General features: G+C 40.3%; 12 protein-coding genes. 7 read left to right on the top strand and 5 right to left on the bottom strand.

Annotated elements, in window-relative coordinates; translation table 11 throughout:
- Positions 1-64 precede the first annotated feature (64 nt).
- Together H605_RS0102335 and H605_RS18320 are read left to right on the top strand one after the other, a co-directional pair.
- The gene (locus H605_RS0102335) at positions 65-1,846 is read left to right on the top strand and encodes a pectate lyase-like adhesive domain-containing protein (protein WP_029052712.1); all 1,782 of its coding nucleotides are present in this window, start codon (positions 65-67) and stop codon (positions 1,844-1,846) included.
- 15 nt (positions 1,847-1,861) lie between these two features.
- A complete protein-coding gene (locus H605_RS18320) occupies positions 1,862-4,276 on the top strand; it encodes an RCC1 domain-containing protein (RefSeq protein ID WP_211225424.1) in 2,415 nt (804 codons plus the stop codon).
- A 48-nt stretch (positions 4,277-4,324) separates the two neighbouring features.
- Here the strand turns inward: H605_RS18320 and H605_RS0102320 are convergent, their stop codons facing one another.
- A complete protein-coding gene (locus H605_RS0102320) occupies positions 4,325-8,212 on the bottom strand; it encodes an immunoglobulin-like domain-containing protein (protein ID WP_029052711.1) in 3,888 nt (1,295 codons plus the stop codon).
- Positions 8,213-8,225: 13 nt separating this feature from the next.
- Positions 8,226-8,840, bottom strand: coding sequence for an Ig-like domain-containing domain (locus H605_RS18570; RefSeq protein ID WP_081657819.1), 615 nt, complete (start codon positions 8,838-8,840; stop codon positions 8,226-8,228).
- A 69-nt stretch (positions 8,841-8,909) separates the two neighbouring features.
- Between H605_RS18570 and H605_RS0102305 the strand changes: the two genes are divergently transcribed.
- The 4 genes from H605_RS0102305 (at position 8,910) to H605_RS0102290 (ending at position 15,108) form a co-directional block, all read left to right on the top strand.
- Positions 8,910-11,777 carry a VWA domain-containing protein gene (locus H605_RS0102305; protein ID WP_029052708.1) on the top strand — a complete coding sequence of 956 codons (2,868 nt, stop codon included), beginning with the start codon at positions 8,910-8,912 and terminating at the stop codon, positions 11,775-11,777.
- A gap of 56 nt (positions 11,778-11,833) precedes the next feature.
- Positions 11,834-12,598: a cohesin domain-containing protein gene (locus H605_RS0102300; protein WP_029052707.1), complete on the top strand. Its 765-nt coding sequence runs from the start codon at positions 11,834-11,836 to the stop codon at positions 12,596-12,598.
- A gap of 15 nt (positions 12,599-12,613) precedes the next feature.
- Positions 12,614-14,029: a putative Ig domain-containing protein gene (locus H605_RS0102295; RefSeq protein ID WP_029052706.1), complete on the top strand. Its 1,416-nt coding sequence runs from the start codon at positions 12,614-12,616 to the stop codon at positions 14,027-14,029.
- A 602-nt stretch (positions 14,030-14,631) separates the two neighbouring features.
- Positions 14,632-15,108 carry a hypothetical protein gene (locus H605_RS0102290; RefSeq protein WP_155979455.1) on the top strand — a complete coding sequence of 159 codons (477 nt, stop codon included), beginning with the start codon at positions 14,632-14,634 and terminating at the stop codon, positions 15,106-15,108.
- 362 nt (positions 15,109-15,470) lie between these two features.
- Here the strand turns inward: H605_RS0102290 and H605_RS0102285 are convergent, their stop codons facing one another.
- Complete coding sequence (locus H605_RS0102285) at positions 15,471-16,334, bottom strand: DMT family transporter (protein ID WP_037561379.1); 864 nt, start codon at positions 16,332-16,334, stop codon at positions 15,471-15,473.
- A gap of 256 nt (positions 16,335-16,590) precedes the next feature.
- On the opposite strand from H605_RS0102285, the gene H605_RS0102280 reads away from it, so the two are divergent.
- Positions 16,591-19,086, top strand: coding sequence for an Ig-like domain-containing domain (locus H605_RS0102280; protein WP_029052703.1), 2,496 nt, complete (start codon positions 16,591-16,593; stop codon positions 19,084-19,086).
- A 629-nt stretch (positions 19,087-19,715) separates the two neighbouring features.
- Here H605_RS0102280 and H605_RS0102275 read toward each other — a convergent pair.
- Together H605_RS0102275 and H605_RS0102270 are read right to left on the bottom strand one after the other, a co-directional pair.
- A complete protein-coding gene (locus tag H605_RS0102275) occupies positions 19,716-20,888 on the bottom strand; it encodes an aminotransferase A (protein ID WP_029052702.1) in 1,173 nt (390 codons plus the stop codon).
- A gap of 24 nt (positions 20,889-20,912) precedes the next feature.
- Positions 20,913-21,647 (bottom strand): IclR family transcriptional regulator, encoded by a 735-nt coding sequence (locus H605_RS0102270; protein WP_029052701.1) that lies wholly within the window; start codon positions 21,645-21,647, stop codon positions 20,913-20,915.
- Between the last annotated feature and the right edge of the window lie 121 nt (positions 21,648-21,768).

The following is a 21,768-nucleotide window of genomic DNA, read 5'->3' as shown; positions in this document are numbered from 1 at the left end:
TTATAAAAACAGTCCGATAGTAAGAAAAGAGGGGAATCGCTAATAGGCGTAAAGTACATATTGAATGAAAATTACAGTAATGGAGGGTTTACTATTGAATAGGCCAAAAACCACATGGAGATTTAGCGCTTTTCTAACTTTGATTTTATTGATCGGCATGTTATCAGTCTTGAAAGCCGACGCTGCAATTATATCAGCTACACCAAGCTCGGTTGAGAAAAAGCCTTATGAGTATGATTTTGTCGTGAATAACTCACTATATAATGGGTTTACAGGTGCTAAAAATTTAGTAATTACGTTTGATAAAGAAATCGAAGAAATTGACAAAAACGAAATAGAGATCTATCAAATGGGTAAGCTGAGTCAAAATCTAAAGATCATCGATTCAGTACAATCAGACGGAAGAAAGCTGACGATCAACTTTAAAAACCTAGAATATGTAGAACAATCGAAAGGCATTCAATTTAAATTGGTCATACCTGCTGGGAAACTTTATTATGATCAGTTGACAGCGTATGAATTCCCTTTCGAATTTTATGAATTATTGCCGGGGTTCGGAACTATTTTTGCAAATAACTCGAACGCTGAGTTAATAAATAATAAAATCTTTGTCAACAATGCGCCCCGCGATGTTGCGGTGTATCTCCCGAAGATGTACATATCTAAAATTGAAACCATTCATCGCAGTAATGGTGTGCTGCCAGATCGACAACATGCATCCTTAACTAATATTGATATATTAACAGACCAAGATGCGAAGAGAATGAAGGTTCAATTTAATGGCGCAGATAGTAAAGGAAATAGAAATCGTGATTTGGAGAGAAGAACGGATCTTCAAGGGTTTTCCATGGGCCAAGCAGGTATTGAAGCATTAAATTGCGCGGATGGAATTTGCAATAATGCGGATGACTTTCAATTGATTGCGTATGATGAATTTGGAAAAAAACTCACTACACGAGCTTTCAAGATTAAAGTGAAACAGTCTAAAGAAGGATCAACACCTACTAAGAATGATTTCACAATAAATGACTATATTAAAACCCCTGACAAAGCATTTGGTCAAAAGAAAAATCTGTATGATTTAATGACTGACTACAAGTTATCAAAGCCAGTTTTTGAACAATTACCAGTAAATGAATACGATAAAATAGGGATTTTGTATTCATTGGGTGATACGATTTCAGTCACGAATGAGGAGCAATTACTCATGGCACTGAATAACGAAAGCTTCAAAACAATTAAGATCCTGGCAGATTTGGACTTTACTAATATAGCAACTTTTCCCGAAAAGACTCTGAATATTAATCGCAGCGTGACAGTAAAAGGTGAAAAGCATACTGTGACTGGTCAAGTTACACTTGGTGACGGAAAAAGTGATATTTTAGTTCGCCTAGAGGATCTATCAATTGAAGGTCAATTGAAGGTAGACACAGGAGGTAATGGAATTGCAGTCCTGCAAAATATTAAACATCAAGATGAAATAGAAAAAGTAAGCGGGACTGTCTACGAAGGTAATGGCGGAACAATGAATCCAGATCTGCCTCCTCTCGACGAAATAAAACAATATAACGGTACAAAATTAGTATATTATTTAGAAGCTTGGGATCAAGGGGTGAACTTTGATTTTAGTCAAATGGGGGATTTGTCGGAATTAACGGATCTAAAAGTTTTCTTTAATCCATTTTCTCCGCTAGATCTAAACCTCAGTAAAAGTGAGAAGACATATACTTTAAAATTGAGTGGAAAACCTGATATCCAAGAAGAGACGACAAAAGAAATTTATATTAGCGGAGAGCACAATGGAAAAACCTATCTAGTAAACATCCCAATTACAGTAATGAAATAAATGGAGGCGAATATGTTGTATAAAAGAAAACAAGTGACGTCTCTACTGTTTACTGTCTTGTTACTAGTTTCTGTCTTCTTGTACTCGCCTAATCAGGCAAATGCCAATAGTCCCAATAACCAAAAGAACGTGGTGGATATTGGTAAGGATCACTTTCTGATTTTAAAAGGTGATGGTAGCGTATGGAGCTGGGGAAATAATACGTACGGACAACTAGGTGCCAAGGTCACTGGAGATTCCACTACCCCGGTTGTCATTCAAAGGAGAAATGGTAGCCGTCTCGCGAATATAGTGAGCATTTCAGCTGGAGGCAATCATTCAGCGGCACTGGATACTTCGGGGAAGGTATGGACTTGGGGAAGTAATGGCTATGGCCAACTAGGATACGCAACGGTAGGTAATAAAAACGATGATCCCATGATGGTGGCCGACCTTCCTCCTATAGTGGCCATTTCCACAGGCGACTCACATACTTTGGCGGTAGATGAGAATGGGGCGGTGTGGGCTTGGGGCCGTAATGCTTTTGGACAACTTGGAAGAGTAACGCCATTAATTTCTTCTACAGAACCTCTTAGAATTAATGGAGGAAGTGACTTCTCGAACATTGTAGCCGTAACAGCGGGATCGGAGCATTCAGTTGCTTTAAAAACGGATGGTACGGTCTTTACTTGGGGTAGAAATAGTTTTGGACAACTGGGTAATGGAGAGACTGGTGACGAGAATGTAGTGCCTCAAAAAGTACCTGGCTTAACAAATATTATAGAAATCACAGCTGGTAACAATCATACTCTGGCTTTAAAACAAGACCGCACTACCATTTGGGCATGGGGTTCTAACAGTTATGGCCAGTTAGGTGATGGCGGCCGAGAATCCAAACTACAGCCTGTTCAGGTTGAAGGTATTCAAAATGTGTCTGGAATCGCTGCTGGTGACAATCATACGGTTGCTATCAAGACGAATGGAACAGTCTGGACGTGGGGCAGGAATACGTCAGGTACTGCATCTGCTAGGACGACACCTATTCAAATATCCGGCCTCACTAACGCAGTTGCAATCGGTGGAGGCGGGGAAATAAATAGTTATACGGTGGCGGCTGGTTTAGATGGTACTGTATGGAAGTGGGATAAATTGTCATCGGACAGCACGACGAAACTCCCTATTTTTCAAAAAGTTTCTGGCATAGAAGATGTTATGAAACTGGATGAATTTCCTTTTATCCAAGGAGGGCAAGTTCTATTTCGCTATGTCGGTAACAATAACATTGGTGAAGTGAAACTGAACGGGTCCTTTAACGATAATATTGACCTGCCGATGGTTCAAAAGGAAGCCAATGTATGGGAACTACAAGTTGAACTACAGCCGGGTGAATACAATTACGGCTTTAAAGTGAATGGTAACTGGACGGTCGATCCTTTGAATCGAGATAAAACCGTAGATAACTTCGGCAGGCCTTTCAGTGTTCTTCGCGTCGCTCCATATGCTCCAGTAGGCCCGATTATCGATAACAAAGAAGTGACGTTTACTTATAACAGTTACGACTCGCAACGTTTACTTGAACTGGATGCAAAAACTGTTTCAGCTTCTGTTATAGGGAATTTCGGAGAGAACTATCACTGGATTGAAATACCTCTTGTAAAGCAGAAAAATAATATTTGGAAGTTGACACGGACTATGGAGCCGGGTGAGTATTATTATTCATTCATCGTACGAGATTCGGTGAGTGGTGTGGTGCCTGAGAAGCGGAATGATCCATTAAATAGTTCACTGCAGACTGACTCTTTGACAGGTATCTCGAGAAACCCGTTTACTGTTGCAGAAAATGTGTTAACTAAGATTCCGGTTTCTGGCATTAGTCTAAGTAAGGGACCGGAGCTAGACTTGACAGTAGGGGAGCAGGAGTTTGTAGCTGCTCGTATTAGTCCATCAAATGCTACGAATAAGAATGTTAATTGGGAGACTAGCAAATCCTCTGTCGTCAGCGTAGTTGGCGGTGTGTTGACTGCGCACTCAAAGGGTACCGCAGTAATCACAGCATCCTCCGTTGATGGAGGGAAAATGGCTATGTTAACGGTTCATGTTCATCAGCAGGATAATGCTGTATCTTTCCCTCGTGTAGGTTATAAAGAGTTCTTCTCTCCTAGGCAAGGTGTAAGTCCGACCAAGCCATGGAAAATATCATTCGGTCAAGAGCCTGATATGACGACTGTCAATAGGGATACAGTGTATGTGATGAATGAATCGGGTGTGAAAGTGCCGATTGGCTATCAATTGCTAGCAGACACTCAAACTATAGAAGTTCGACTATTAGAGGGTTTCAAATATGAACGTGGGGCGACATACTATCTATTCGTTGAACCCACTGTTAAATCTAGATACTCTAAAGCAGCCTTGAAAGATCCGGTTCAAATGAAGTTTCAAATACAATTGTGATATGAAAAAGCAGCTCGCTTGGATATTCTCCGAGCGAGCTGCTTTTTGTTATTTTACCTTAAAAGAAAGTTTTGTAGGATATTTTAGAAATTCTTTGTTTTTGGTATTTCCTTTTAATGTCTTGTCGATCCACAGTGTATATTGTTTTCCACGTTCATATAAGACATCTGGTACGATCAATACTGTTTTTCCATCCGTACTTGTCGAAAGGGAAATATTCACTTGTTTGCCTGTGGTGTCATCGGTCACTCTGATTGAGTTGGAATACAAAGTATTTATATCGATTCTTGCATTGAATGATACTTTCCAAATCTTATGATTTTCAACGGATTGTATACCTTTATTCAGCCAAGTCGTAGTTTTTGGGGTAACGAAAGCGGACACAGGGCTGACTACTTGATTGAAAACTCTAAAGGCATATAACTCATCGTTTGCTTCAATTGGTTCATTAGAGTTTGAAGACCAATTTGTCATATCAGTTACTGACCCATCGAAGAAGAAGCCATTCTGATTCAAGTCTTTGCTACTTTGATCAAAGCGTACTTGCCGACTGCTTGTTGAGTAATAGGTTATTCCTGGTGTATGTTCGATGGTGAATCTCTTAGGATTTTCTGTACTGCTCTGCTTGATTGTCGGAGCTTCTAACGTATCAATCAAACCATACATACCTGGTTCAGAGATGAGGCCAACGACATTCTTTCCGTACCTTTTAGTAGGTTGCAAGAAGGCATATAGTTTACCGTTTTGTCTCACTAGTTTTGCAAAACTTTTGTTTTCGGTACTGCGCAGTTCTAACTCGATAGGCTGTGTAAACCGATAAGATTCTCTGCCCCATCCTATATCATACACGTTGGAAAGACTAGAAATCCAAGAAGGGTCTCCTGATTGCTTGATAGAAGAAAGTGATACCTTTTGAACAGATAAATTACTTACAGTACTTTCTTTGAGAGTTGTTGGTGAGACATGAATCATTGCTTCAGGTGACATATAACTGACGCCATTTTGAATGGCTAGAGCTTGTTCCCCAGATGTTAGCCAGAACTCTTGGGGGGACGAAGAAGGTAGTATATTCTTCAGAAAAGCATTTTTCCATTTTAAGGAACTGTTACTCGCTTTAAAAACAGTCACAGTATAAGTTTTCTTTACGTCCATTACCGTCAAGACATATTGTACTGGCTTCGTAAAGTCTTGAATTGTTATTCCGCTTACTTGCTCGGAGCTTTTGACTTTAATAGAGGGTGCTTTTGGGTTTGTATTATCATTTGGCACACTGTTTTCGGTAGTAAAAGTTGCAGCCAATTTCGTAACATCAGTGTCGGCTGGAACGGTTAATGTAATGGTTCCCGCATTGTGGTCAATCACTCCGTTAGTTTGACTAGCAGGAAAATCGAATGAAGATAATCGAGTCCGCTCTTCAGCATCACTATGTAAATTCACATTCACTGTTGCAGAAGGTCCACCTTCAATATCGTTAACCGTTTGCGTAACATAATAGCTCAGACCAGCAGCTACATCCTTGAAAGAAATGTCAGTTTTATCTTCTGCGTTCTTAGATTTGACTAACGTTCCATACGCATCATACAAGCTGACGATTGTGCTGGGATCTTGGAATATACCGCTGACTTCGATTTGACTTGATCCAATTTTGCTAGTAACCGAATGGATTGCTGGTGGAGCTATTGTCACCGTACGTGTTTTCTCATCAGCGGATACTCCGCGCTTAGCATTTACATTATACCTAATCTTATAAACGCCTGGGGTAGGGTTCGCATCTAACGTAGATTGCTTTGTAATAAATTGTGTTAAATCACCTTCTAAATAATCGTTTGCATTTGCTCCCGGATCATTATAATTTCCACCAAGGTAATAGGGAGGAGAATCTTTTCCCCACGTGAAATGCAGTTGATCGGGTCCCGTTAGAGTAATATATGGACGATCGGTATCAATGACTTCAACAATATTAGAAGGTGCACTTTGATAAGTACCGACTGTTTGCGTGACGTAGTATCTACCTGGTTTGACACCTGTAAAAACAGAAGTTGTCTCTGAAGGCAGAACGTACTCTGATTTCAACTCTATGTTACTGTCTTTTCCATCTACATTGGAAGAAAGTTGATGGAGAGTAACTTTTGTCAGCGAATTAGCTGTCCCAGGATAAATAAACTTGACGCCAATTTCCCCCATATCTGCTGTGCTACCGATTGCCACTACACTTTTAGGTGAAACAATAATCGTTCGTTTATATTTTTCTTTGATAGAATCAGAATCGTTCTCAGTCCATGCAAAATTACCTGCTTTGTCACGCGTATTGTAAGTAATAGTATATTTTCCTGGTTTGGATGTATCGACAGATCCTGTAATCATTATTTCAAGAGCGGTATCAACATTGTCGGTTGCTGTAGCACTATACTCTTCATATTTGTCACCGACGACTAATGGAATGGTCTGTTTACCATGTAATTTCAACTGTGGAGGAGTTGTATCCTTCACTTCATAGCGCTCCGAAGGTTTGCTTCGAACACCATTTACTTCTTGGATAATAAAATAGTTCTTACCAACAGGTAATGAGATGGTATAGGTGTCTTGGTTTGCGAGAACAAATTCTTTTATTTGCTGATCGGGATCTTGATATACATAAATAGTTGCTTTTGCAATTGCGTTTGTGATGTTAATATCGCCGTTAGACCTCTGTTCGGGCAGGCCTTCATTAGTATGAACAATAGCCGCATTTATAGTATTAGGAAAAATTGTGACATTCCGTATTGCTATAGCTGTATTGCCATAATCGTCCGTCGCGGTGTAGGTGATAGTATATTTCCCTGGTGGCGATGTATTAGGTATAGTACTGACTACCTTGATGTTTTCTTTTTTTATATGCTGTCCTTCACTATCAATTGCTGAGTATCCAGGTTCAACGTAAGAATAAGGATATTCAATTTCGTGGTGAATAGCATCCTCTAAAGTAATGATTGGGGCAGTTGATTTGTCGAGAATTTCGATTTCGGCAGGATCACTTTCTATTTCATTAACTTTTCTTATAACACGATATACACCAGCAGCTAAATTGTTGAAGTTTTTAGTGCTTAAGTTTTCAAGCACTATTTCCGATTCTAAGGTGCTACCTTTGTAAAGTAGTAGTGTGTCTCCTATTTCAATACCAGTGACTGCGATTTCCCCGGTACTTATTTTGGAGCCGGAATGCTTTACCACTTTCAACTTAGCAGGCGATGGAAAGATCGTGACTTTATTTGATAATGTACTCTCTAGGCCATTACTCATTTGTTTGGCTTCGTACCCATTTCTAACACTTAAATCTTGGAATTCCGCTATTCCATCTTTATTAAAGGTACTTTCTTTTAAGTAATCTTTATTCGTAGACTCAACCGTTAGATTCAACAAATGAACAGACGCTCCCGGTATTCCGCCTTCTGCGATAATTTTAGAAGTTCCTTTAACAGATGTTACTGTTGGTGCGGGTGGAAGAATTTTAATCTCGTTTGAATAAACAGATGTACCACCATCTAAAACTTTAATGTAATAAATACCTGCTTGCGTAACGGGAAATGCAACTTTCTGATTAACAGATGTAGTCACAACTATCCCTCCCACTTGATACTCATACCCAGAAGTGGTTTTCTGAACTACACTTACACTCATATTTTCTTTATTAGATGAGAAAGTAATGATTGCTTCAAATGAATTACTGCCAGGCTTTTTAGTTAACTCTTTTGTAATAGCAAAACTTCCCGGTAATGAGCCGCTTTCTATTGAATTACCTTTATCATCAAGAGCAAGTGAAGTGACTGGGAAGTTGGTACTTTGTTTAGTGGTTCCTAGTTGAGTCAAAATACCTTCCGCAGCAAATGTTGGCATAGATGGTTGTAGTGAATAGATCGTTAGCAAAAAAATCATCGTAATAGAAATAAATTTTTTCATGATGAACCCCCTTTTACTTTCGTATTTCGTAGAACTGTTCTTCTAGTAGTGAACTGTTTCTATCGTAGACTCTAATTGTTAAGCGATCACCTATAGCTAAACCTCGCATACCTTTAGAGAAAGTGTGAATTGCTGGATGCAACATGTCCTGTTCTGCGCCTTCATTAAGTGAAATGGTTGCAGTCGAAACTAATTTAGAGGTCTTAACTTTAACGTTTGTGACTAAAGGATTTAATGGAGCAGTGATGGCTGTAATATGCGTTCCAGAATATGTGAAAATCATCTCGGAGTCCTCTTGCAGCATTTTATCATTCTTTGATTCAATTCGTTTGGAAACCACGATACGGTATTCCGTTCCAATTTCATACCTTTTATCGGGTTGAACTGTAATCCTTTCCGAATCATCCGATATAGAGAGAGTGGAAGGGTGTTTGGCGCCAGAAGTGGTTTCTATGTATACATTCGAGCTAACGGCTGATTTATCGGCCACTGGATGGCTAAAGGTAATGGTCCAAGGCTTCAATGGATTCGTCGTATCAGATGTGAGCATGATCGCCCGGGTATCAGATGGAGAGAGCGTAAGAGCAATCAGTAACAAAGACATACATAAGATGCTGAATTTTTTCATTGTATTCGTTAAACTCCTTTTTACGATACAGCTCACTTTAACTATCAAATCCAGAAGGAGGAAAGAATGATGAGAAAGAAAAAGGGACTGTTTATTTTTGTGATTAGTACACTGTTATTGATATCGGCAATTTTCCTGCCGGGTTTAGGGCGAATCCATGCGCAAGGTGATTCTATTGCAGCATGTAGTGTAGATCGAGGGCTTGATATTGTGTTTGTCATGGACAGTTCAGGAAGTATGATGAAGAACGATCTAACGAATGTGCGTATTCAGGCGGCTAAGCGTATAATGTCTGATTTACATGAGTATGACCGAGCAGCCGTAATACAGTTTAATGAGAATGCGTCTAATCTGCAATCACTTACAAATAACCGATACGCTGTGAATGCTGCGCTTGATCAAGTTGTGGCGAGCGGTGGGACGGACATGAGCGCAGGTTTGAAAGAAGCAATACACGAGTTTTCGGTGAACGGAGGAAATAACCATCAAATTATGATTATATTGACTGATGGTTTTTCTATTAACAACACTGAGTCATTACGTCTCGCAGAAGAAGCGCGTTCACGAAATATTAGAACTTATACAATTGGTTTGGGTGAATCAAGTAGCTTGCCTATTCCATTTCTTACAAATATCGCTAACAAGACAGGCGGTCAGTATTTTCAAGCGGTCAACGCTGTTCAATTGACTAGTATTTTCGATCGTATCCGTCAAATTGTCGATGAATTGCGGGACCCTAAAGTCCCGAGCAATTGGGTGTTGACGAAAGACCTTCATGTAACGGGCGATTTGGTACTGCAAGAAAATATGAAACTTGATGCCAATGGCTATAATGTCACAGTGGATGGAGATTTGGTATTATTGTCTTGCTCTGAACTACGTTCGGTGAGCGGAATAGTTCAAGCTACAAATATCGAGCAATCACCAGGATCCATTATTAATTTGAATAATAGTCAACTTGAAACAGCCCATATGTATAAGCAAAATGGGTTTTTACGAGTTAATGGAGGTTACGAAGGAAAAGAAGATCCTGAAATACGGATTCGCGGTCCCTTTGAGCAGGGGCCAAGCGGACATTTAGTATTAGGCGGCAATGTACTTTTAGCGAATGAAAATATCGTGCAAGAGGGCCGGATTGAAGTGGGGAAAGGCTTAATTCACGCTAAAGAAGATGTGGAGCAAAAAGGATCTTTTGATTTACAGCAAGGGATACTGCAGGTGGATGGGAATCTTACATTAGCGGGTGGACCACTCATTGATGAGGAGTTTAAGACGAACCGGTCATTAAACGTCAATGGTGGAGTCGTACTAGTCGGGTCCGAAAATCAATTGAAGCAAAGTACGAAACGCGGTAATATCACCCAGAAAAGCGGACAACTCTACGTGAATCATGGCACAGTTGAAGTTTTTGGAAACTATACCATTAAAGATGGTTGGTTAACGATGATAAAAGGATCGATGGATACTATAGTCTCTGATTATCAAAAGGGAGATGGTGACTATGTACATGTGTACCGTGATTTTAGCATGGAAAGTCCTAGAAACCATGCGTCTAGACCGTATAAGTATCTTGGCAAGAACATGGATGATCAAGGGCATTTGACAGATGGAGTTTTGCGCGTAGACGGGAAATTCAAGCAGATTGGCGATGTTCAGTTTCATTCACAGTACAGTGACAGATCTCAAGATTATAAGCAGAATTTTAGTAAGACGAACTTCAACGCTGCTGGCCGCCATAAAGTACTACTGACAGGAAAAACACCTATTAGTGTTCAGGGCTCTGAATTTGTATTCAATATCCTCGAAGTGGAGGGGCGAATCGTTGATTATCTCCCATGGGGGAATACGCTCAAGTGGAACCGGCTGATTGAACGTGATGTATCGGCAAATGCCGATTTGAAGTCACTTTCAATTAACGATATACCTGTTCACAACTTTTCTGCTTCGACATTAACATACTATAATCATGTTATTCAAGCTTCGTCTATTCAAGGACCGCTTAGAGAAATTAAAGTAGATGCACGCGCGGATGACCATCTGAATGCGAAGGTAACCTATATGGGCAATTACTTATCCGATGATGGCACAGCACAAATCAAAGTATTAGTGACTGCGAAAGACGGAAAGACCACTAAACTTTACACTATAAATGTGTCTGCAGGTGGTGTTTCCCCTGATACTGTTTCTTCGCTCGAGCTGAATCGAGAATCCCTAGTATTCATGCGAGCAGGAAATTCATTTACACCTGAACGTGAAACGATAGGATATCGAGTGTTGCCAACAACTGCTACAAACCAGCAAGTAACTTGGAGCACACTCAATCCATCGGTTGCAGTAGTGACGAATGGAATTGTTATACCTGTAGACGTTGGAACCACGACAATTATCGCGAAAACAGTGGAAGGAAATTTTGTGAAAACTGTTAATGTGGAAGTAAGAAGTGATCATCAAGTTGTTCAAGGAGTTAGAACACTTGCAGATTTCGTGGAAAATACAGATCGATATAATCAAATTATGTCTTTATACGATGCTAGCCAAATTGGGATTGTAGTTCCGGGAAGATATGTGCAGGGAGTCACTTTCCTTACATCGGGAAATATGATGAATGGTAGGATTACAACAGATTCTACAGTCAGCCGAGTTGTGGCAAAAGTAAACGGAATATCATTGCCGGCGACTTCATTAGGGATAGGTTCTAATGCTTTTCTAATGAGTCGCGGGGGTATTCAAACAGGAGATTATGTGGAAGTGATCGTCTATAATTCAACGGGCGACGAATTGGAGTCTATTCAAACGACGTATCCATTAAATTATTCGCCACAGAATAATATACCTCATGGATTCTATTCTATTAAGCGTTTACTTGATAATCCATCCTTATTTGACGATATCCTAGATACATTTGCTCCTGAACAGCTTCGATTCGAGGCTCATTAATAACAGATTGGAGGAAGAGGGGAGGCTGAGATGTACCTCCCTTCCAATTAGTATATATGAAAAAATTAGTTAAGATATTATTAGTGTTGAGTCTGTTGTTTTACTTTGCTCCTACTGTTCCAGTAAATGCGCAAACAAAGACAGTAATTGGCGTGTCTACGGTATATGAACAGCGCGCTACTACAGTTGAATTTTCTATATTTATCGATAGCATGGAAGAAGTCGCAGCTGGATCATTTGATTTGGAATATGATCCTGAACTATTGACAGTAAATGAGAGAAATGTATCAGTGGGAGAGTCTGTCGGCAATTATTTAACTTCTGTCAATGCAGCTTCGGCTGGTAATATATCTTTTGCGTTCGCTAAGTCTGAAGGACAAAAGTTTGAAGGGGACACTTTGCTGACGATCAAAGCAACTGTCAGAAAATCAAATATGCAGAACAACCTAAAATTGAATAATGTTCACATTCTTACAAAAGACGGAAAGGACGTAAGTAAACAAATTATAGATGGCGCAATTAAACCCTTCGACGGAGAAACTAAAAACTATAGCAAAAAAGAAAAAGCCGGCAAAGAATGGCACATCAAGCTAAGCAAACCCTATGACCCTGCTACATTAAATCATTATGCAGTTACTGTAAGAACGAGTACAAAAATAATGGAAATAAAAATCACACCAGTTACTGAAGATACTTTCAAAGTGACACCGATTACGCCGTATGCTAGAGGCAACTATACAATTGAAGTGACTGAACAGCTTCATTCAGCTAATGGCACAAAATTGAACAAGCCGATTCGGCAGACGTTCACAGTGGAATAACGAGGGGGATTATTAATGAAGAAAAAAAAATATTTGCCAAAATTGGTCGTCTCCCTTTTGTTTGTTGGGGCGTTTTTTGTTAGTATGGCACATGGCGCTTTTGCTGAGAAATTGGAAGTGGCAGAAGTTCGTTCTCTCGGAAATATGGTGAAAGTACCAGTAACACTTTATGAATTCTCCTATCTACAAAACTTGACTTTTGAAGTCAATGTTGGGCTGGAATCACAAGGAATTGAATTGGTGGGGTTTGAACCGATTAGCATCTTTAAAGAAGGTGACTTCCGAACATTATCAACTATAGTAAATAATCGGTTGAAAATTGACATCATTTCATACTCAGGTAAAGAGGTCAGAATTACTGACAAACGTTTACTTGTAGGGTATATCACCTATCGTCTTCCATCTTCGTTTCAAGAGGGGGCTGGGGTCAACCTCCCTATTGGAAAAGTTGTAGCAAATGGACGCGCAGGTGCAGATATGCTAGTGGAAACATTGGATGGAAAAATAGAAAGAAGAATCCCTTTCGGTGATGTTAACGGAACTAATGAACCTAGTGCGTCATCTGCTATGCGGATTTTGCAACATGTGAATGGTGACCATATTACAGGTAAGGAACAGTTATTGGCAGCGGATGTAGACGGTGACAATGTCATCACGCAATTAGATGCTCAGCAAATACTGAATTATGTAACTGGGAAGCGTACATCCTTTCTTGCAATCCGTTCTAAGGAACTTGACCCTGCCGTAATGAAAAGTGAGTATCAAGAACAGATAACAGCCATACACGGACGCGCCCCTTATACATATGGTAAGGTTGGAACACTTCCGTCAGGTATTAAATTAGATGCAGAGACTGGAATGCTATCAGGAACACCTACAGGAACACGGGAAAGTGAGTATAAATTTACTATTAAAGTGACTGATGCAACTGGTAACACGGCAGATCGTCAATTCGTAATACCACTAATAGATTCCAATGTCATTGCAACTGAAAAACTGTTGCCTATTAACGTAAAACAAAACGAACAGCCTATATTGCCATCTGAAGTGAACGTAACATACAGAGACAAGACAACTGGAATAGAAAAAGTTGTTTGGGAGGCGGTTGACACTTCTACAATTGGTATGGTTACGGCAAAAGGAAAGACGAATTCTGGCTTCACTGTAAGTGTTCAAATTAACGTAGTTGACACTCAGTATCTTCAAGATATTCAAATTCATTATATGAATTTGTTTAATCTTCACACGATTAAAGTAACTGCTTCAGCAGAAGTATACAGTGCTACAGTAAATGACATTTCTATGCATTTTGAAGGGAATAACTTGTTCTCGCTTGGTACTACGGATTTAAAACACAATTCTAATGTGACCATTGTTTTACTAGATAAGTTTGGCAATATTTTAGAGCAAAAACAGATTACTTTAAATTAAATTATTAGAACAGATACTAGAACTCCACATAATTGATATGCAGATTCGTATTGTTCTCGGTTCAATCAACCGAAGAGTTAGGATCAAAGTTTATGAATTGTAGACATATAACTAAAGTATGTCTTAGTGGCATTACGATGAATGCTACATATAATAGTTACATTGATCACCTAGTTTAGATTTCAATCCTTTAGACATATTTTGACTCACAGACGTGGTATGTTTCGGATGCCTCGTACGATGGCGAACTAACAGACGTGGAGCAGCATAATGTTACGTTGATTCGGACTGTGGAGTGAGGTTGTATAGTTTAACATGTAGTAAAAAGCCGCACCTGTGCATTACAAAACTCAGACACTAGTCTGACAATTTAAAGATGTACAAATTGAGAAGCCATCCAATCGCAAAATGATTGGATGGCTTCTCTCTGTTTACTTCAATAGGGTACCAGGTCCCCACACAATTCCCACACAATTCGGGTAGTGGAATATTTTTAATTGGTGCCAGGTCCCCACACAATTATAAAAACGCAGGGCGGCAAGGCTGAATTGACTTTTGACATTCCGGCCGATTGGAAACCTGCAGAATTTGCAGCAAGCGCAATGTTCAGATTCAATTTAGATGACCACCCGCAGCCGGATACCATTAAGAGTATCTATGGCGAGTTTGGTGAAAAAATGACTGGAGATTTAGCGAGGGATAATCAATTAGGCGGTAAAAACGCTACGTTTGAAACGGTCACAGTTGCGTATCCATCAGCTGAAGCTGTGAAAAATCAGCAAAGTAATACATTTGATGAAGCGATTTCTGAATTGAAGACGATGCGCGACGGCATTATTCTTGATGTTCGTCCTCGTTACGACGATTGGGGATCGGTAAATGTGGTGGTAAGCGAAAGCTGGTATTATTCTCCTGAACATGAGAAAGAAAGGTTTGTAGATCAATTAGGAGAACTGGTCGGCAATATGGTTAAGAATACCGGAAAATATGAAGATCATGTTTCTGTATACTTTGTAGACAGTTATGGAGCGGATCTTACGACGCCAAAGGTTTGGGGCGGGTGGAAGATTAAGAAGTGAGAGCATGGTGTAAGAGACTTGGAGTAAGGACGCTGAAAATTTATAAAAATCCTCTGATTGAAATGAAAATCAGAGGACTTTTTATTGGTTTTACAGGAATGTAATTGAAGAAATAAGGCAGTTGCGCTGTTTTGAGATACGCAATAAGATCGTGGACTGACGGACTTCTCCGCTGGATGACTATCTGTAATGGTCCCTACAAATTCAGCTTGATTGTAGAGGAAGTTTGCCCGGTTGCTCCAAAAGTGAAGCAATCAGGCTAGTTGTGTGGCGTAGCGAAAAGAAGCTTTTTTTATTACAAGTTTACATTTGTTCCTCTTTCACTCTCTGCCTATATTCATCATTAATGATATCTCATAAATTTATGTGGCTTCTACTATTTCTTTTTTATTCTTCAAAAACATATAAAACGATGCGCCAAAAATAATGAAATAACCGATTATACTGTATAGATCAGGCACTTGCCCAAGGAAAGCGAGCCCGAGCAATGCCGTAAACACGACCGTGAAATAGTTGAAGACGGAGATTTCCTTGGCGGGGGCAAATTTATAGGCGAGCGTGATGCCGAATTGACCGATTGTCGCAAATACTCCGCCAAGCAGCAAATAGATGGTCTGCTGCAAAGTCATCGGCTGATAATCGTAAATGACGAACGGAAGAAGCACGACAGTCGTAAAGCCCGAGAAATAAAACACGACCGTGTAAAACTGCTCCCGGTTGCCGAGTGCGCGAAGCGCAGTGTAGGCAGCTCCGGCAAAAACAGCAGACAAGATTCCCGCGGCATACGGAATGAGATCGAGCGAGAACGACGGCTTGATGATAAATAACGTGCCCAGGAAAGCAGCGATGATGCTGTAAATTTGATACGGTTTAACGAATTCCTTCAAAAAAATAGCCGCAAAGATGATCGTGAAAAACGGACTCATTTTATTCAGCATGTCCGCATCTGCAATGACGAGGTGGTCGATTGCATAAAACAGCAGGATAATTCCGATCATGCCGAGTGCCGACCGCAATAGCAGAAGAGGCTGGTTTTCCCGTTTGCCGAAAAGGCGCTCTTTGAAGCGGAGAACGAAGAAGAATGAAATGACCATCGATACCCCGTTGCGGAATATCGTTTTCTGCAGCGTCGGCACGTCGCCCGATAATTTGACGAACAAGGTCATGATCGAGAAGCCGAATGCAGAGAGTAATATGAGTACAATGCCTTTGTTGCGATTAGTCATAGATGTCACCGGTCCTTTTTGTGTTCGGTATGTATGATAGCATAATATTGCAGAATCTACTTTTAAAAAGTTTGGGCATATAAAATACTTTAGACGTATTAAATATTTCTCGGATTTAAACATACTAGACACTGTCACATAAAAAACATCATGTAATCTATCAACTTTTCAGAATAATTTAAAGTTAAATCGAATATGCACCCTCTGAAGTGATAGTATATAAGTAATACTATAATACAAGCAGGAGGAGATTTTATTGCAGCGATTCGTAAAGCGAAGTTCCTTAGCTGCCGTTGTTATACTTCTATTCACTGGCATTTTTATAAAAGCCATCCTGGGGGCGCCGCTTTACGTACAGGCAGAGACAGACTGGGAGTCCATGCCAATGAAAAAGAATGTTCCATTAAACAAGGAGTGGACGATTACGTTCAGTGGAGATGTGGAAGTGTCATCCATTACAAACAAGCAACTATACATAACAGACGAAGCAGGGCAAGTGATCCCTACGACTGCAGTGCTGGTAGATCAAGGTAATACAGTTGTCGTGCAGCCGCCTAAGGGAGGGTACTTGCCAAATACTGCTTATACGCTGTTTGTCGCGGATGAAGTTTCGTCGGCAAAGCGCAAATTGCTGCGCACGCCTGTGAAGATGCCGTTTCAAACAGGTGAACAGCGAGATGAGTCAAATGCGTTTTCACCGCGTAAAGATAGTACAAACACTGTTACATACCAAGAAGATGTGACCAGTCTGCCTGACGATATTGTACAATCAGCAGCAGACTTAAATTATGAGAACAATACATTTGTTTTCGATAGGATGCCGGATGTATTGAAGCAGCTGTCGGCTAGAGATATCATTATTTTTCCAGAGACCGCCCAGCATACTTTTGGCTGGGCTAAGGAAATTGTTGATATCCAATACGACGGGCATAAAACAGTGTTAACGACAAGAGAGCCCAAAGCGGAAGATGTCGTGAAAGATCTGGATATTTCGAAAACGGTACCCATTACGGCAGATGATTTTATGCTGGAACCTGACGTGTACTCACGTGTGATCAGTGAAACTGAGAACGGAGACAGGCGTACCTTCGAAGTGGAGAACCCGGTTGGTAAATCCATAGGCAAGATTGAAATTGGAGAAGAAAATGGTAACCCTTATGTAGAATTCAGTGATGTTCAATTATTCCCTAACGGAGAGAAGAAGGGAGCAGCAACTATTGGCGGTAAGATTCAGCTCATTCAGCCCATTGTGAATTACGATTTTAAAGGACTTAACGTGAATTGGCTGGAATTAGACAGCGGATTGAAAAATGAGTTGAACGTAAAAGTAAAGTTGTCGGGTTTTGAGCCGGAGCCGCTGAGAATTCCGCTTACCGCTCCAATTCCGGTCAAGGCGTACGGGGTGGCAGGAGCTGCAATCCAATTATTTATACAATGCGAGACAAGCGGGAAAGTGTTTGTTGAATTAGAAATTGTCGAAGAAAAAAATTATAATCTTGGTCTGAAGAAAGAGGGAGCCGGCTACAAGCCTTTCAATTATTCTACAAGCGACCTGTCTGCTGAATTTTTATCGCTGAAAGGTGAAATAGAAGGGAAGGTTGGCGGAGGCATAAATATAAATGCCGATGTATTACAGTTTACACTTGGAGGTATAGACACTGCAGGCGGCTATAAAATGAAAGTGGCCGGTGAAATCGACAAAGATATAGCATGTTTTAGTGAAAAAGGTGAAATCTACTTTGAATCGACGGCACGAATAGGATCAGAAAAAAATACTTATTGGGACGTAACCTATCCATTTCTCAGTATCCCTCTTGTTCAGAGATCTACATGCGGTTATCAAGAGCTGACTGGCGATGCTATTGTGCTGGCTCCGGGCGAGACAAAAGAATTAAAAGTCAGCGGAACTGATCAGAAGGGAAATGTGCAGCCGCTGACACTGCCAGACAGCAATGTAACGTTAGAAGTGAAAGACCGAAACATAGCGACTGCAAACTATCTCGGCGAAGTGCGGGTAAAAACAACTGCGAAAGATGGTGACCAGACCTTCATCACCATTCGATACAATAATGGCCGGGATGCCATCGTAAAAGCGGATATTCCCGTTTACATTGCTAGTCAGGATTTACGGAACGAACTGAGAAAAATGATCAGTACAATTGGTCCGGACATCCGCAATGTATTGGAAACAGCAGAAATTGTTAACGGCGCTTACAGGGATTTTTCTTATATTGAAAATGACCTGAGAAAGCTCGCAACTCCTCAGTATGTAGAAGAGGTAAGAGAGTATTATAAAAATTTTATGCATCCGACGATCGATATATCGTTGTTTGCTGAGCCTGTATCCACCGAATTAAAATTTGAAATAATCGAAAACAGTCCTTCGAAGCGCATTTTAAAAACCGTAATACCGAACCGGGGGCTAAGCTCAGGTGCCAATCAAATTTACACATTTGTGAAGGAAGGCGGAAAGTGGCTGCTGGATGGGGTAGACGGGGAATCCTTTGAGGAGTCACCGATCAATCCGACGGTAGACCAGGTACAGGACTATTTGCAAAAAAGTTATTATCAAGATTTCGGAGACGTCAGGACAGAATTTATTTCATCAGGCACAGAAAAAATATATTATCAGCCCGAAAATAAATACTACGATCGAGAATATTATACTTTTCACGTGAAAACTGTCTGGGATCAGTACAGAATTAAGTTTTCTGCGCATGACGGTTCTATCATGACTATGCAAGACGAGTAAAGCATTGAAAAAGCCTTCTAGTCGTAGTCGATACAGGTACCAGGTCCCCACACAATTCCCACACAATTCGAATGAATGAATATAGAAAGATCACTCTGCCTTTGAAAAAAGCATCAACTCCAACATCTCAGAGTTGATGCTTTTTGATAGCTAACATTTATTAAAACAATAGCTGTGTAGAAATGACACACTTAATTGATACCAGGTCCTCGCACAATTATCTCTTGGTGGCGGTGCCCAGACGAGTGCCGCGGCAAGTAGCTCGGGAAAACCTAGGTCCCTGAGTACGATATACAGCAGGCCATTAGAAAAAGAGGAGCAATCCAAAAAACTATTCCACACTCCTAGCAACCCGAACAGCAATCTCACAAAAAGCTTGGACAAGGACGGATTGATCACTGCGTCGATACGTAACGCCCATCGAAGCAAGCGGTAATTGTTGAATTGAATCAATGTAGACGACTTCTTGTGTCTAGCCTTTATTGTTGAAAGAAGAAAGGGTACAGACCTTGACGCAAGTTAGAAATGGAGTGGATGAACGAACATTTAACCCATCATATAATGTAATTTAAAAATGCTTGTGCCAAAAACAATCAAGATAGTTTCTGGCACAAGCATGCTTATAAAATTTACGCTTCTTGCGCCAGTCTAGTCAAGAAGCGCTCGAGACCATCCATGCCTTTTACTAATTCCTCCATAGATTGTGCGTAGGAGATTCGTAAATATCCTTCTCCATATGAAGAGAATGCACTGCCGGGAATGACGGCTACATTCGCTTCTTCAAGTAGGCGAGTGGAAAATTCTTCAGAAGTTAGCCCCGTATTCTTGATGGAAGGGAAAATATAAAAAGCACCTTCAGGTTTAGTCACGTTCAGACCCATTTCTTTTATCCGCGAGTAGACGAAGTCTCTTCTTCTTTTATAATCCTCTTTCATCGCCACAATCTCTTCATGATCTGCGCCTTGTCTTAACGCTTCAATGGCTGCATATTGGCTAATGGAAGGTGCGCAAATAGCGTTAAACGAGTGAACGGCATAAAACTGATCTACTAGATAAGCTGGCGCAAAGGCGAAACCAATTCTCCATCCTGTCATCGCATGGGACTTGGAGAGACCGTTAATGATAATGGTCTGATCTTTTAATCCTGGTACTGCACCGATAGAAAAATGCTTACTTTCATATACTAGTTCACTATAAATTTCATCTGAAATAATAAAGATCTCTCTTCCACGAAGTAATTCACCAATCTCCATGACCTCTTCTTTTGTCAAGACGGTTCCAGTTGGATTACTTGGATAAGGCAGTAGGACACAACGGGTTTTGTCTGTTAGTTTCTCTTCGATCATAGAGGCGGTCATTTTGAAATCAGTTTCAGTTGTGTCTACATAGACGGCTTTTGCGTTACACATTTTAATCAAAGGTTCGTAGCCAACAAACACTGGAGCAGGCATAATGACTTCTGAACCCTCATCGAGTATCGTCCGGAGTGTAATATCCAAAGCCTCACTTGCGCCTACTGTGACAATGATTTCGTTTTCTGGGTTGTATTTCAATCCATACAGCTTTTCTACATAATCACAAGCGGCCTGGCGGAGTTCGTATACTCCGGCTGTCTCTGTGTAGTCTGTATGATTATCCTCCAACGCTTTAATCGCAGCATCTTTAATGTAATCAGGTGTAGGGAAATTAGGTTGTCCGAAAGTCATATTGACGGTGTCAGATGATTTATCTATCAAGTTGGAGATCTTGCGAATACCTGAGATTTCGATATTTTTCACGTTTTTATTCAGTAAATGTTTCATAATTGTATCTTCCCCTCTATGCTTTTAATTTTGATAGCCCATTTTCCATGAGATTTTGTTGACTGTATTCGTGACTTCGTGAATGACCTGTTCTTTTTTTTCGGCGGTCATTGTGGAACTTTTAATCTTCACATTCACTGCTCCGATAATATCCCCATAATGGTTCAATACAGGTGCTGCAACCGTAGTGATCTGGTTGTCATGGTCCTCGCCAATAGCATAGCCATCTCGCTTGATGTGGTTTAACTGAAGAAAAAATTCTTCTTTTTCGTTTTCTGGAATCAACTCTTGAATGATTTCTTCTACTTTTTCTCTTTTCATATGGGCTAACATAGCCAAATTAGCCTCACCTTCGTGCAAAGAAGAGCGCAATCCTAGTTTTTCATGAGCCAGAATGGTTTGGTTTGTACAATCAATTCGTTCAATGATGATTGATTCCGAACCTATGGGCTTTCGTAAATAAACGCTAGCTTCTGCTTGCTTCATTAAATATTCTAAATCAGGTCGGACCACACTGACGTAATCCATCGTGTCATACATTTTCAAGCCATATTCTAACCAAGTGATGCCGAGTCCGTATAATTTACGCTCTTGGTCTTGTTGTATTAATTCATGCTTAATCATTGCGTTAAGTAAGCGATGAATGGAACTAACAGGTAAATCACATTGTTTGGAGAGCTCGGTAATCGATAAGAATCGATTGGGTTCACTCGAGATAAAACAATCAATTATTTTCATCGCCCGAGTTATCGTCTGCATTCGCAACCCGCCTTTCTTTACAATCAAGTTATTAGAGAAAAGAATATTCAAGGTCCTTAGAAGAAAAAATATATAAAATAAATATGTACACATAACTGAAAATTTCGTATTGACATTCAAT

It is taken from the genome of Sporosarcina ureae DSM 2281 (assembly GCF_000425545.1).
Classification (GTDB): domain Bacteria; phylum Bacillota; class Bacilli; order Bacillales_A; family Planococcaceae; genus Sporosarcina; species Sporosarcina ureae.
This window is presented reverse-complemented; position numbering and strand designations above follow the sequence as displayed.

Excerpts from the sequence above, each read along its gene's own strand:
- H605_RS0102300 (WP_029052707.1), top strand. The coding sequence starts at position 11,834 with ATGAAAAAATTAGTTAAGATATTATTAGTGTTGAGTCTGTTGTTTTAC.
- H605_RS0102320 (WP_029052711.1), bottom strand. The coding sequence starts at position 8,212 with ATGAAAAAATTTATTTCTATTACGATGATTTTTTTGCTAACGATCTAT.
- H605_RS0102305 (WP_029052708.1), top strand. The coding sequence starts at position 8,910 with ATGAGAAAGAAAAAGGGACTGTTTATTTTTGTGATTAGTACACTGTTA.
- H605_RS0102295 (WP_029052706.1), top strand. The coding sequence starts at position 12,614 with ATGAAGAAAAAAAAATATTTGCCAAAATTGGTCGTCTCCCTTTTGTTT.
- H605_RS0102290 (WP_155979455.1), top strand. The coding sequence starts at position 14,632 with ATGTTCAGATTCAATTTAGATGACCACCCGCAGCCGGATACCATTAAG.
- H605_RS0102275 (WP_029052702.1), bottom strand. The coding sequence starts at position 20,888 with ATGAAACATTTACTGAATAAAAACGTGAAAAATATCGAAATCTCAGGT.
- H605_RS0102335 (WP_029052712.1), top strand. The coding sequence starts at position 65 with ATGAAAATTACAGTAATGGAGGGTTTACTATTGAATAGGCCAAAAACC.
- H605_RS0102285 (WP_037561379.1), bottom strand. The coding sequence starts at position 16,334 with ATGACTAATCGCAACAAAGGCATTGTACTCATATTACTCTCTGCATTC.
- H605_RS0102270 (WP_029052701.1), bottom strand. The coding sequence starts at position 21,647 with ATGCAGACGATAACTCGGGCGATGAAAATAATTGATTGTTTTATCTCG.
- H605_RS18570 (WP_081657819.1), bottom strand. The coding sequence starts at position 8,840 with ATGAAAAAATTCAGCATCTTATGTATGTCTTTGTTACTGATTGCTCTT.